Raw genomic sequence first — 13446 nt, 5'->3', positions numbered from 1 at the left:
TACGGGGAGGAACCATGTCGTCAGCAATCGAAACCGGTCTGCTGCCATTCACTTCCGAGATCCGTCCGGGCGGGCTCGCTGTCGGAGGGGTCCTGCTCACCGAACTGGCGCGGCGCTTGGGAACACCGCTCTTCGTATACGACGAGGAGCACCTGCGCCGACGCTGCCGGGAGGCGGTCGCCGCCTTCGGTCAGGACAACGTCGCGTACGCCTCCAAGGCATTCCTGTGCACGGCCATGGCCCGACTGGCCCATGAGGAGGGGCTGTTGCTCGATGTCGCCTCCGGCGGCGAGCTGCGGGTGGCGCTGCACGCGGGTGTTCCGGCCGGACGGATCGTGCTGCACGGCAACAACAAGGACGAGGCGGAGCTGCGCACGGCGATGTCGGCCGGGGTGCGGCACGTGGTGGTCGACAGCTTCGACGAGATGGACCGCATCGAGCGCCTGCACGCCGAGGAAGAACTTCCGCCCGCCCGTGTCCAGTTGCGCGTGGCGCCCGGTGTCGCCGCAGGCGCACACGAGGCGATCCGGACCGGTGGCAACGACTCGAAGTTCGGCTTCGGCCTCGTCGGCGGAACCGCCGCAGCCGCCGTGCGGCGGGCAGCCGGCTCCCCGGCGATGATCCTGGAGGGCGTCCATGCACATGTGGGCTCCCAGGTGCTGGACGCGGCGGAGCTCGCGGCAGGAGCCGCGGCCGTCGCATGGTTCGCCGCGGAGACACGGGTGCACCGGCTCACCGTCGGCGGCGGCCTCGGAGCCGCATACGAGGCGGGGCAGACCGTACCCTCGTTCGCCGACTGGGCGTCCCGGGTGCGTACCGCGGTGCGCGAAGCGGGCTGGGGCGGCGATGTGGCAGTGGAGCCCGGACGGTCCATCGCCGCCCGGGCGGGGCTGACCCTGTACCGGGTGGGCACGATCAAGCGGATCGAGGGCGTGCGGACATACGTCAGCGTCGACGGCGGGATGAGCGACAATCTGCGCCCCGCCCTGTACGGCAGCCGCTACGAGGCGTTCCTGCCGAGCCGCCCCCTCGCACCGCGACCGCTGCGGGCAAGGCTGGTCGGCAAACACTGCGAGAGTGGTGACGTGATCGTCGACGACGCCGCCCTGCCGGCCGGAGTCGGGGTGGGTGATCTCCTGGCCACGCCGGTAACGGGCGCATACGGATACGCCATGTCGTCCAACTACAACAAGTTGCCGCGCCCCGCTGTCGTCTTCGTGTCCGATGGTCGTGTCCGTACCGTGGTGCGGCGGGAGACCGAGGAGGACCTGCTGCGCCTGGACGTGGACGAGCCCGCCGGGCTCATCGCGCCGACGGCGACGGTACAGTCGGGTGCCGACGCGGCGCAGTGCGTCGGAACGGCCTAATCTGACCCGATGCTGAACAGTGCCCGACTGCTCGTCCTGCTGGAAATAGCCCGCACGGGCACTATTGTGGCCGCGGCCCAGGCGCTGCATCTGAGCCCTTCCGCGGTTTCGCATCAACTGGCCCGGCTGGAGCAGGAACTCGCGGTGGCGTTGGTGGAGCGTCAGCCGCAGAGCCTGCGGTTGACGGCGGCCGGTGTGCGACTGGCCGAGCACGCACAGGCCGTTGCCGACCTGATGGCTGTCGCTCAGGACGATCTGCGGGCGCACTCCGAAGGCGACGCCGGTGTACTGCGGCTGGGCTTCTTCGCTTCCTCGGGCTTGGAGCTGCTGCCTCGCGCGCTGTCGGTCTTCGCGGCCGAGCGGCCCCAGGTCGAGCTGGAGCTGATCCTGGGGCAGCCGCACGAGCTGGTGCCCGATCTGGAGGCGGGCCGGCTGGATGCGGCGGTCGTCTTCGAACACCCGCTGGACCCCTGGTGCCGGCAGGCGACCGTGGACGTGGAGATGTTCTTCGACGAGCCGCAGCTGGTGGTCCTGCCGTTGCGGCACCGCCTCGGGCGGCGCACCGCGGTCCGGCTCGCCGCTCTGGAGGGGGAGAGCTGGATCGGTACGCACGGCGGCCACACCGGCGAGCCGGTCCTGGAACGCGCATGCGCGGCCGAGGGGTTCCGGCCGCGGGTCCGCTGCCGCAGCGATCACTACCAGGTCACGATCAACCTGGCTCGCGCGGGCATGGGTATCGCACTGGTCCCGGCCCTCGGACTCGGCGACACCACGGGCGTGCACGTCTGCCGACTGGACCATCCCCGACTGCACCGGCGGATCGGGGTCGCCACCCGGCCCACCAACCGCAACCCGCTGCTGCGGATCTTCCTCGCGGAGCTGCGGTCGGCCGCCGAGGAGATCCGGTCGCTGCTGGAGATGCAGTGGTCCTGACCGGTGGGGCGGGCCGCTCTCATTCGGCGGTGCGGCGCCGGGCACAGGCCCCGAGGGTGCGGCCGACGTCCCGGATGGCGTGCACCGCGGCCCGCTCCGTACTGGGGCCCAGCGCCGGGTCCCAGCGCGCCACCACCGCATAGGCCAGCGGGCGCCGCCCGACGATGACACCGGCGTCGGCGCGGACCCCGGTGTCGGTGCCGGTCTTGTTGGCCACCAGGAGCCCGTTGGGCAAGGGGTTTGGGAAGCCCGGGGCGTAAGGGTCGTGATCCACCAGGGCGGGGACCAGGCCGTGGTCGGTGTTGGCGCGCATCCAATGCAGCAGCCGTGCGGAGGCCGCGGGGGAGCTCATCGTTCCGCGTACCGCGTGTGTCACCAGCCGCGCCAGGTCCTTCGCGGTGCCGGTGGCGAAGACGGGCGGCACGTCGGGGCCCCGGATGTCACGGACCTTGTCGTGCAGCGTGAGGCGGTCGAGCCCGAGCTCCTTCGCGAGCCGGGCCGTGGACTCGCGCCCCACCAGGCGCAGCAGCGCGTTGGTGGCGGTGTTGTCGCTCACCGCAGCAGTCAGCCAAGCCAGATCCTCGACGGTCCAGCCGCGCCTGCTCATCCCGCGCAGCAGGCCGGTACCGTCCGCCACGTCCTCGTCGAGGACTTCCACGGTTCCGTCGGCAAGCAGCTCCCCGGTGTCCAGCCGGCGTGCGACCTCGGCGAGCAGCAGCAGTTTCGAGGCGGACGCGACCGGCAGCACGGTGTGCTCGTCGACCCCCACCGTCTCGCCGCCGTCGATGTCGACGGCGGCGACAGCCAGGGTGAGCGGCAGCGTGGCCGAGCGCCGTGCCGCCGCTGCCACTTGGGCCAGACTCATCGGATCCTCACCACTTCTCCCGCCCGCACCGCGGTCGGGCAGCCACCTCTGGCGGCGACGCGTCCCGCCACTACGACGGTATCGATGCCTTCGGGTGCGAGCAGGGGACGGTCGAAGGTGGCGGTGTCGCGTACCGACGCCGGTTCGAGCACGACCAGATCGGCGAGGGCGCCGTCGCGGACCACACCGCGGCCGGCGAGTCCGAACCGCCGGGCCGGCAGACCGGTCATCTTGTGCACCGCGTTCTCCAGCGGGAGCAGCTGCTCGTCGCGGCTGTAGTGGCCGAGTACGCGGGCGAAACTGCCTGCCCAACGAGGATGCGGCCGACCGGGTTTGGGGACGCCGTCCGAGCCGATCATCGACAGCGGACTGGCGAGCACCCGGCGGACGTCGTCCTCACGCATGGAATGGCTGATGATGGTCACTTCGCCCTGCTCGGCCAGCAACAGATCGCACGCGTAGTCGACCGGGTGGACGCCGTGTCCGGTGGCGAGGTCGGCGACGCTGCGGCCCTCGGCCTCCGGATGCGCCTGCGCGGCGGCCACTGTGATGAGATCCCAGCCACCGTTTCCCACAGTGTTCTCCCACCCCTTGACGCCCTGAGCGATGTCCGTCCTGATCCGGTCGCGCGTTTCAGGCCGGCGAAGCCGTTCCAGGAGGGCGCCGATGCCGCCCTCGCTCGTCCACGGGGGCAGCATGGCGTGCAGGACGGTGCTTCCCGCGGTATACGGATAGACGTCGCACAGTACGTCCACGCCTTCGGCACGGGCCTGTTCCAGCCGGGGCAGGGTGCGCAGTGTGGCGCCCCAGGCGTGTCGGCCCGCGGTCTTGTGGTGGGAGATCTGCAGCGGGGCGCCGGAGCGCACCGCGATCTCCAGGGCCTCCTCCAGAGCGGACTCCACCTGTGACATCTCGTCGCGCAGATGGGTGACGTAGGGCTTGCCGTGGCGGGCGGCGACGCCGGCCAGCGCGACGATCTCCTCGGTGTCGGCGTAGGTGCCGGGCGGGTAGATCAGCCCGGTGGACAGGCCGGCCGCCCCCTGGGTCAGCGCCCGGTCCAGCAGCGCGCACATGGTGTCCAGCTCGTCGGGCCGAGGCGCTCGGGCCTCGAAGCCCATCACTCCGGCGCGGAGCGTGCCGTGGCCGACGAGCGAGGCGATATGGGTGCGGCGCAGGGCAGGGTCCTGTCCGGCGGCGAATGCGTCGAAGTCCACCGCGGGCCGGACCGGTCCGAGCCCGAACGTCACCCTGAGATGCTCGGCGAGTAGCGGCAGCCGTTCCGGCAACGAGGGAAACAGGCTGGTCCCGCAGTTGCCGCAAATCTCCGTGGTGACACCCTGGAGCAGCGGCGCGAGGCGAAGACCGTCGATCGGCTCCGTGGCGCCGTCGGCGCCGTGGGGTGCCGCGAGGGCGTCGGAGTGCGTGTGCACATCGATGAAGCCGGGTGTGACGATCTGGCCGGTCACATCGAGGGTCTCGGCCGCCGTGGCCGGGGTGCCGGCGGGGAGTACGGCGATCCGCCCGTCCACCACCGCGATGTCCGCCTCCCTGGCGGGGGCGCCGGTTCCGTCGACGAGCGTGCCGCCGCGCAGCAGCAGATCGAGGGGGCGGCCCATCACAGCACCGTCGACAGGAAGGCCCGCGTGCGCTCGTGCCGCGGGTCGGTGAACAGCAGGTCCGGGCTCCCGGCCTCGACCACGGCACCCTGATCCATGAACAGGACGCGGTCGGCGACTTCGCGGGCGAAGCCCATCTCGTGAGTGACCACGACCATCGTCATACCGCTGCGGGCCAAGTCGCGCATGACGCCCAGGACCTCACCGACGAGTTCGGGATCGAGGGCGGAGGTGGGTTCGTCGAAGAGCATGAGCGTGGGCTCCATGGCCATGGCGCGGGCGATCGCGACGCGCTGCTGCTGCCCGCCGGACAGCTGCCCCGGGTAGTGGTTCGCCCGGTCCGCAAGACCGACGTCGGCCAGCAGTTGCCGGGCCTGCTTCTCGGCCAGCGCACGTGACCGGCCCTTGACGGCGACCGGCCCCTCCATCACGTTCTGCACCGCTGTGCGGTGCGGGAACAGGTGGAACCGCTGGAACACCATGCCGATCCGCTCGCGCTGGCGTCGGATGTCGCGGGCGCGACGCTCGCGCAGCACGCGGCCGGACGGGCCGTGCTGTTCGTAGCCGATCAGTTCACCGTCCATCCACACCCGCCCCGCGTCGATCTGCTCAAGGTGGTTGAAGCAGCGCAGCAGCGTGGACTTCCCGGACCCGGAGGGGCCTATGACACAGAGCACCTCGCCGCTGCGGACGTCGAGATCGATGCCTTTCAGCACCTCGGTCTCACCGAATCGTTTACGGACCCCGCGGGCCTTGAGGATCACGTCGTTCATGTCGCTGCCCCCTTCTTGGCGCGCCCGGGTACGAGATTGGCCAGGACCCTGCGTCGCAGTGGAGCAGCGGCGCCGGGGCTGTAGCGGCGTTCGACGGCGTGCTGGCCGATGCTGGCGATCGTGGTGAGCAGCAGGTACCAGAACGAAGCCACCAGGAGCAGCGCGACCACTTCGAAGTTGGCGAGGTAGAGGTGCTGGGAGACGGTCATCAGATCGGCGCCGGCGATGACCGAGACCAGCGAAGTCGTCTTGAGCATGGAGATGAACTGGTTGCCGAACGGCGGGATGATGACCCGCATCGCCTGCGGAAGGATGATCCGGGACAGGATCTGACGGTTCGACATGCCGATGGACGCACCTGCCTCGCGCTGGCCGGGGTCCACGCTTTGGATGCCGGCCCGCACGATCTCGGCCATGTAGGCGCCCTCGTTTATGGACAGGCCGAGCAGCGCCGCCACGAAACCGGTGATGACCTGGTTGGACTGCCAGTTGATGAGTTTGGGGCCGTCGAAGGGGATACCGATGCTGATCACCGGGAACAGCAAGGCCAGGTTGAACCAGAAGATGAGCTGGACCAGCAGCGGGGTGCCCCGGAAGAACCAGGTGTAGGCACCTGCGGTGAGACGTAGAACCGGGCTGTCGGAAAGCTGCATCACCGCGACGACAACCCCGATGGCGATGCCGAGAGCCATCGAGGCGAGGGTGAGCTGAATGGTCACCCCGAGTCCCTTGAGGATCACGCCGTCGAACTGGTACTTGGCGACGATGTCCCAGTGCAGATTGGGGTTGACGATGACGGTGTAGGCGAGCCACACCGCGAACAGCGAGGCGGCGAGTACCGCCAGCCAGCGCCCGGGACGAGGGCGTCCGGTCACCTGGAGCGAGAGGTCGTCCTGCTGCGGTGTTCCGGCGGCGGGGGTGACGTCCGGCGCCGCACCGAGGGCGGCGCCGGGCATTTTCTGGTGGCTCATGTCCGTTCTCACTGCCCGTCGTTGACGGTGGCCTCGGGTACGGCGCTGTCGCCGACTCCCCAGGTGTCGAGGATCTTCTGGTATCCGCCGTTGTCGATCAGTTCCTGCAGGGCCTTGTGGACGGCGTCACGCAGTCCGCCCTGGCTCTTCGCGGCCGCGATGCCCCAGGGGGCGGTGCCGTACTGCTCCGGCAGGACCGCGTACTCGCTGCTCTTCCTGGTGAACATCTTGGCGACGGGATAGTCGACGATGGTCGCGACCGCGCGTCTGCTGTCCAGTTGCAGCAGCCCGGTCGGTGCGTCCTCGCTCTGCGAGATCCGCATTTTCTCCTGGCACTTGGCGTTCTGTTCTTCGCCGATGTGGAGGTTCGAGCTGCCCTTGGCGAGGACGACGGTCTTGCCGCACAGGTCCGCGAGGGACTTGATGCCCTGCGGGTTGCCCTTCTTCGTCATGATGACGCCGCCGGTGCGGAAGTAGTCGATGAAATTGACCGCCTGGCGCCGCTGGGCACTGTCCGTCATGGAGGACATGACCAGGTCGAAGCGTCCGGACTCCAGACCGGGAATCAGCCCGTCGAAGGCGGCGTTGGTGAGTTCGAGCTTCAGCTTCAGCCGCTCGGCGATGGCCTTGGCCAGGTCGGGGTCGACACCTGTGAGCCGGGTGGTCCCGGGCTCGTACATCTCCATCGGCGGATATCCCACCGCGGTGGCCACCCGCAGCACACCCTTCTGCCGGTACTGGGCAGGCAGCAGCTCGGCTGCGGTCCGGCCGGCGGTGGCCTGCGAGGCACTGCCGGCCGGGGTGTCGCCCTGGCCGGAGCGTCCACAGGCGGTGGCCGCGAGGGCCATCACGGCCAGGGCTGCCAGGCAGCGCAGGGAACGGGGACGATTCATCGGATTCTCCCTCACGGGGGTGGCGGTGCGCCGATGCTGGCAGTCGCTCCCGGGTGAATGGAAGATGATGAAGCTATTCATGCCTGACCATCGAAATCTGTACGGGTCCGGGTCCAGGTGAACGAGGACCGCTCAGAGGCCACGCGACAGCCTCTCAGGCGCATCGGTCGAGACCGGCGCCGAGCGGCGGCTGCGGGGCGTCGAGCAACGAGGTGTCCGTCCACCTCCTCACCGACACCCCGGTGCGCATGCTGTTGCTCCGGCTCTCATAGGACGGTGGGGCGGACGCGGGGCGGTCAGAGACTGATGACGCCGGTACGGGTGTCGGTCATGTCCATGAGCGTCCACTTGCCGCCGATGCGGCCCCAGCCGGTGGAGCGGTTGCCGGCGCCGCCGAAAGGCATGTTGATGTCCCACCAGTTGTTGCTCTCATTCACGACGACCTGGCCGACGGCCATTTCCTCGATGAAGCGGAAGGCGGAGGTCATGCTGCGGGTGAAGACGGCGCCCTGGAGGCCCAGCTTGTCGTCGTTGGCGATGCGCAGCAGGTCGTCCTCGTCCTGCCCGGTGATGATCGGGACGACCGGGCCGAAGGACTCCTCGCGGGACAGCAGGCTGTCCTCGGGCACCTCGTCCACCACGGTGAACTCGTAGTAGAGGTCCGTTGGGTGTCCTGAAGCGCGCTTGCCGCCGAGCAGGATGCGCGCGCCGCGCTCGCGGGCGTCGGCCATGTGACGGTCCATCTTGGCCGCGACGCCCTCGTTGTTGAGGGGGCCGAGAACCGTCTTGGGGTCGAACGGGTCGCCGAGGGTGATGCGCCGGGCCTCGTGCAGCACGGCCTCGACGAACTCGTCGTGGATGTCGGCGTGCACGATGACGCGTTCGGTGGCGCAGCAGACCTGCCCGGCACACGGGTAGGCGCCGTCGACGGCGGCCTTGGCGGCGGCCTCGACATCGGCGTCCGCGAGGACGACGAGCGGGCCGTTGCCCGAGCACTCCATGATGGAGCGCTTGAGGCCGGCGGCGGACTGGATCTTCGCCCCCGTCGCGGTGGAGCCGATGAAGCCGATCGCGTGGATGCCCTCGTGGCGTACCAGCGCATCGCCGGTGTCACCCTCGCCGGGCACGATGTTGACGAGGCCGTCGGGCAGTCCGGCGGCGACGAACGCGTCCATCGCCTTGAGAACGGTGAGCGGAGTATTGGCCGGCGGCTTGACGACATGGGCGTTGCCGGTGGCCAGTCCGGGGGCGACGAACTCCGCGAGCATCAGCAGCGGGAAGTTCCACGGCGTGATGATGCCCCAAGTCCCCACCGGGCGCTGGAAGGTGAACATCCGCTTGGTGTTGTCGGTGGAGGGCAGCGTCTCGCCGTGGAGTCGTACGGCGTCCTCGGCGTGCAGGTGGAAGAGCTTGGCCGCCTCCTCGATGTCGGCGACCGACTCGGCGAGCGGCTTGCCCTGCTCCAGGGACTGGAGGCGGGCGAGTTCGTCCACGCGCCTGCTGATTTCCGTACCGATGCGGTGACAGAGCTCGGCGCGGGTCCACACATTGGTCGCGGCCCAGGCCGGCTGGGCCTCGTTCGCGGCACGCACCGCCGCGTCGATGTCCGCGGCCGCGGGCAGCGGGAATATCCCCACGAGTTCGCCCGTCGCGGGGCTGATGACCTCGTGGGCGGTCCCGGAGGTGCCGTCGGTGCAGGCGCCGTCGATGAAGAGCTGGTACCGGTCGGCGGTCGGGGTGGTCATGCGTGGGCCTCTCTGTCCTGTCCTGACGGGGAAAGGGCGCGTCGGCTCGGGGCCGCGCCGACCCGGGTCCGGTGCGAAGCGATGGCTGGAGACTCGCTGTGCAACCAGGAACTGTCAAGACTGCATAATCAGCAAAATACGAAGTCGATCACTGCTTCTCGGCCACCGGCATGGCACGCACGTCCGTAACGGCCTCACTCATGATTGGCGCTGCGACGCCGCTGCCCATCGTGGGTGAGGCCGTAAGGTGGGTTCGACGCGCCGACGCGCTGTGTTGGCACACGGGCGGGCATGGGAATGAGATGCCAGGAGTATCCGAACCCGTGATCAAGCTTGTCCGGCGTACGACCGAGCCTGTCGGAGCACAGACCATGCGTTCCACGGCGGCTGCCGTCATCGCCTATGCCGTGGCAGTGTGGACCCTTCCGTATCCGGCGCCGCTCACAGCGCCGCTCACCGCACTGCTCGTCGTACAGGTCACTCTCTACGCGACCCTCACCACGGGGATCCGCCGCGTGAACTCGGTCGTCGTCGGGGTGCTCATCGCCACTGCGCTCAGCTCACTGGTGGGCCTCACCTGGTGGAGCCTCGGACTGGTGATCTTCACCTCGCTGATCATCGGACGCCTGGTGCGCGTCGGTGAGTTCGTACCCGAGGTGGCGATCAGCGCGATGCTCGTCCTGGGCGTCTCGCAGGTCGCCGCCACCGCCTGGGACCGCGTGCTGGAGACACTGATCGGCGCGGGCGTGGGGTTGCTGTTCAACCTGCTCCTGGCGCCTCCCGTGTGGGTGCAGCCGGCGGGCGCCTCCATCGACAGCCTGGCGCGTGAGATGGGAAAGATGTTCCGCGCGATGGGGGAGGACGTCGGCGGTCACATCTCCGTCCAGCAGGCGGCCGAACGGCTCCACGAAGCCCGTCGGCTGGACCATGACATCGTGGCGGTCGACGCCGCATTGCGGCAGGCGGAGGAGAGCCTCACGCTCAATCCGCGCGTCCGGCAGGGGCTGCTGTACAGGGTCGTGCTGCGCACCGGTCTGGACACCCTGGAGATCTGCGCCGTGGTACTGCGGGTGCTGTCGCGCACTCTGACCGACCTCGCCAAGGCCCGTACCGAGGAGCCGCTGTTCCCCGCCGACGTGGCCGAATCCCTGACAGAGCTGCTCGGACAGATGGCCGGTGCCATCGAGAGCTTCTCGGAGTTGATCACTGCTCCCGCCGCGGAGAACGCAGAGGAGGCGGAGGGCCGGCTCGCCCAGGCACTGGCCGTCAGCCACGCGACCAGGGACCGGGTGGCGAACCTGCTCCTCGAAGACGTTCAGGAACATCCCAGACAATGGCAGTTGCACGGAGCCCTTCTCGCCGAGGTCGACCGGATTCTCGACGAGCTCGACATCGACAAGCGCACGGAACGCCTGGGCAGGGAGCTCGACCGGCGCTCGGCGCAACTGCACGAACGCCACCCCTGGCTGCGCGCCGTATCGCGAAGGCTGCGAACCGACCGGGCCTGAAACGGGCCGGACCGGCTCCGGGACACTTCACCCGGTCCGTCACAGCTCCCCGTACGACCGATCCGCACAGCCCACTCGACGCGGACGGGCACATAATCCGCCGTCACTCCGTGCTGCGCAATGTTCACTCGGGCAGTCGGCCTTTTTCACTCCCCTGCGTCGCGTGTCGCGCCCTTCGGGCCGGTGCCTGGCAACGCTGAGCCCACCAACCGCTCCTCGACGAAGAGAGAAGAGCCATGACTGTCTCAACCTTTCTCGCCCCGCGGAAGCGGATACGCGGGCGGCGCGCGCAGACCGCCGCCGTGGCGCTCACCGCGGCCGCGGCCGCCGTTGCCGTCGCCGCCGGACCCGCCGCAGCCAATGGCGATGCCGATTCGTCCGGGGCCAAGCCCACGGTGGTGGTGGTGCACGGCGCGTTCGCCGATGCCTCGGGCTGGAACGGTGTGGTGCAACGCCTGCAGCGTGACGGGTACAAGGTCATGGCCCCGGCCAATCCGCTGCGCGGGCTCGCCGTTGACTCCGCGTACATAGCCAGCGTGCTGAAGAGCATCAGGGGCCCGATCGTGCTGGCCGGGCATTCCTACGGCGGTGCGGTGATCAGCAACGCCGCCGCTGGGAACCCGCAGGTGAAGTCGCTGGTCTTCGTGTCCGCGCTCATGCCGGACAAGTGGGAGAAGCTGGCGGATCTGTCGGCGAAGTTCGCGGGAAGCGAGCTGAATGCGGCTCTGAAGCCGGTGCCGTTCCCGGAGGCCGACGGAGGGGAGGGGGCCGATCTGTACATCCAGCCCGCCAAGTTCCACGACGTCTTCGCGGCGGACGTCCCGTCAGGCACCACGGCCGTGATGGCCGCCACCCAGCGCCCCATCAACGGAGCCGCCTTCATGGACAGGTCGGCTGCGGCGGCCTGGAAGACCATTCCGTCCTGGGCGCTGGTCGCCACCCGGGACAAGGCGATCGCCCCGGATCTCGAACGCTTCGAGGCCAAGCGCGCCGATGCGCACACCGTCGAGGTCGACTCCTCCCATGTCGCGATGATGTCGCACCCCGATGTCGTCGCCGATCTCATCCGGCAGGCCGCCGGAGCCGGAACACCCAAGGAGCCGTCCCTGGCCACAAAGGCTGCCGACGCCCTGGCCGCGACGGGTGCCGGCGCCCTGGTCCTGGCCTGCCTCGGTGCACTCGCGAGCGTGACCGTGCTGGCAGGCGCGGCCCTCGTCACGGCGGCCCGCAGGCGCCGCGCGGCCGGCGGTGGACGCCACGTGGCCCGCTGACAGGAATGAGCCGAAGGACGGCGCCGTCATCGGCGCGCCGACCGTTCCGGCCCCGGTCCTTCCGGCCGCGTGGTGTGGATCACGGACAGAGTGTGGACAGCACGTATATCGTCCACCGGGGCACGCCATGGCCCCTGTGACGTGGCAATGACGGGGGCGGACAGTGCGGCAGAAAGCCTACGCGCAGGTGATGCGTGTCATCGCCTGCGCGCTGATGGTGTGGCAGGTCTGGATGATGTGGCACATCGCCAGTTACGACGCGTCCACCGTGCAATGGAGCTGCGACGGGACCGGCGGCTGCGCCAGCGACCAGTTCGCGGCTGTGGCCCCGTTCGTCGGGGTGCTCTGCGCGATCCTGCTCGGTCTGCTCTCCGCCCGGTTCCTGCACCGCGCGGTGCCGGGCGCGATGGTCACGCTCTGCGCGGTCGCCTGCGCCGCCGGCTGGTACGACGCGGTGGCGGACGGCCGGATCGAGTACGGCACCGTCACCGACTTCCACCTCTTCTTCCCCGTCGGCCGGTTCTCCGTCTCCGACTGGCTCACCTTCCTGTGGTCCACCGCGGGCGTGGGCTGCCTCGCCGCCTGGTGGGGCGCGGCGGTGAGTCTGCGCCGCACCGCGGCGCTGCGCAGAATCTCCCGCCGCTACACCACGGCCGACGCGGTGCTGGAGGGCTGGCGGTCGGTGGGCCGCAACTACGGCGAGGTCACCGTGGTCTTCGATGACACGGCCGGGGTGCGCCACGAGGTCCCGGCCATCGTGGAACGCGTCGTCCTCCGACGCGACGTCCTCGCCGTGTACGACGCCGACCGCCCCGACGATCCCGCCCGAACCAGGGTCGCCATACCCCGCCGAAAGCTGCTGCGCCTCTCATGAATCCGACAATTTCCTTCCTGCGCAGGATCTTCACCACGCTCAGCCTGCTGGCCGCGGCGGGCACAGGCCTGGCCTTCGCCGCGCTGATCCAGGGCGCCGTGAACGGCCCCCGCTGGCTGCTGCTGGCCGGTCTCCCCGCGTCGGCGCTGGCGTTGACGGCGCTCGGTAAGGCGGCCGAGCCGTCGGAGTCGGGCACCGTGGTCCGCGGGCTGCGCTCCGGCGGACCGCGCGCCTTCGCGCCCGCCGTGGTCCACGGGGTCAAGGCCGTGAACAAGTCGAACGGCCGGCCTGCCACCGACGGGCAGGCGGCGGACTCCGTGTTCGCCTTCGACCTGACCGTAGTGCCCGAGGGGCTCCCCGCCTACCGGATCGAGATCCGTCACCCCCTCGACGTACAGGGACTGCTGCACCGGTCCAGGGCGGTCGTCGAGTACGACCCAGATCAGCCCTGGCGGGTCGTCATCCCCAACAACCCGCCCCGCGAATGGCTGGCCCGCGCGAACAGCCTCACACCGCCGGCCGCGGTGAAGAACCGCGTCGGTGGCTTCCCGGCCGGCTTCTGGACGCTGGTGATGGGCGTGGTGTTCGCGGGCGTACTGCTGGTGCTGGTGCGGCTTCTCGGCTGAGAGG

At 69.8% G+C, this 13446-nt stretch carries 12 protein-coding genes; 6 read left to right on the top strand and 6 right to left on the bottom strand.

Annotated features, from left to right (window positions below):
- Positions 1 to 14: 14 nt before the first annotated feature.
- Together lysA and ABT115_RS04365 are read left to right on the top strand one after the other, a co-directional pair.
- Complete coding sequence (gene lysA / locus ABT115_RS04370) at positions 15 to 1367, top strand: diaminopimelate decarboxylase (protein ID WP_351783901.1); 1353 nt, start codon at positions 15 to 17, stop codon at positions 1365 to 1367.
- 9 nt (positions 1368 to 1376) lie between these two features.
- Entirely contained in the window at positions 1377 to 2300 is a 924-nt protein-coding gene (locus ABT115_RS04365) for a LysR family transcriptional regulator (RefSeq protein WP_351783899.1), read from the top strand.
- 19 nt (positions 2301 to 2319) lie between these two features.
- On the opposite strand, the gene ABT115_RS04360 is transcribed toward ABT115_RS04365, so the two are convergent.
- The 6 genes from ABT115_RS04360 to ABT115_RS04335 form a co-directional block, all read right to left on the bottom strand.
- Complete coding sequence (locus ABT115_RS04360) at positions 2320 to 3165, bottom strand: serine hydrolase (RefSeq protein WP_351783897.1); 846 nt, start codon at positions 3163 to 3165, stop codon at positions 2320 to 2322.
- Positions 3162 to 4781 carry an N-acyl-D-amino-acid deacylase family protein gene (locus ABT115_RS04355; protein ID WP_351783895.1) on the bottom strand — a complete coding sequence of 540 codons (1620 nt, stop codon included), beginning with the start codon at positions 4779 to 4781 and terminating at the stop codon, positions 3162 to 3164. The genes ABT115_RS04360 and ABT115_RS04355 overlap by 4 nt, the downstream gene beginning before the upstream one ends.
- Complete coding sequence (locus ABT115_RS04350; RefSeq protein WP_351783893.1) at positions 4781 to 5554, bottom strand: amino acid ABC transporter ATP-binding protein; 774 nt, start codon at positions 5552 to 5554, stop codon at positions 4781 to 4783. Before ABT115_RS04350 ends, ABT115_RS04355 begins: the two co-directional genes overlap by 1 nt.
- On the bottom strand, positions 5551 to 6525 hold the full coding sequence (locus tag ABT115_RS04345; RefSeq protein ID WP_351783891.1) for an amino acid ABC transporter permease: 975 nt from the start codon (positions 6523 to 6525) through the stop codon (positions 5551 to 5553). The genes ABT115_RS04350 and ABT115_RS04345 overlap by 4 nt, the downstream gene beginning before the upstream one ends.
- 8 nt (positions 6526 to 6533) lie before the next feature.
- The gene (locus ABT115_RS04340) at positions 6534 to 7418 is read right to left on the bottom strand and encodes an ABC transporter substrate-binding protein (RefSeq protein ID WP_351783889.1); all 885 of its coding nucleotides are present in this window, start codon (positions 7416 to 7418) and stop codon (positions 6534 to 6536) included.
- A gap of 296 nt (positions 7419 to 7714) precedes the next feature.
- Positions 7715 to 9163, bottom strand: a complete 1449-nt coding sequence (locus ABT115_RS04335; RefSeq protein WP_351783887.1) for an aldehyde dehydrogenase family protein — start codon at positions 9161 to 9163, stop codon at positions 7715 to 7717.
- A gap of 302 nt (positions 9164 to 9465) precedes the next feature.
- Between ABT115_RS04335 and ABT115_RS04330 the strand changes: the two genes are divergently transcribed.
- From ABT115_RS04330 to ABT115_RS04315, 4 genes are all read left to right on the top strand, one after another.
- On the top strand, positions 9466 to 10671 hold the full coding sequence (locus tag ABT115_RS04330) for an FUSC family protein (RefSeq protein WP_351783885.1): 1206 nt from the start codon (positions 9466 to 9468) through the stop codon (positions 10669 to 10671).
- A 236-nt stretch (positions 10672 to 10907) separates the two neighbouring features.
- Positions 10908 to 11942, top strand: a complete 1035-nt coding sequence (locus tag ABT115_RS04325; protein WP_351783883.1) for an alpha/beta fold hydrolase — start codon at positions 10908 to 10910, stop codon at positions 11940 to 11942.
- Positions 11943 to 12105: 163 nt separating this feature from the next.
- Positions 12106 to 12816, top strand: coding sequence for a hypothetical protein (locus tag ABT115_RS04320; protein ID WP_351783881.1), 711 nt, complete (start codon positions 12106 to 12108; stop codon positions 12814 to 12816).
- The gene (locus ABT115_RS04315) at positions 12813 to 13442 is read left to right on the top strand and encodes a hypothetical protein (RefSeq protein ID WP_351783879.1); all 630 of its coding nucleotides are present in this window, start codon (positions 12813 to 12815) and stop codon (positions 13440 to 13442) included. Before ABT115_RS04320 ends, ABT115_RS04315 begins: the two co-directional genes overlap by 4 nt.
- Positions 13443 to 13446: the final 4 nt, after the last annotated feature.

The organism is Streptomyces sp. NPDC001832 (genome assembly GCF_040297265.1).
Lineage (GTDB): Bacteria > Actinomycetota > Actinomycetes > Streptomycetales > Streptomycetaceae > Streptomyces.
This window is presented reverse-complemented; position numbering and strand designations above follow the sequence as displayed.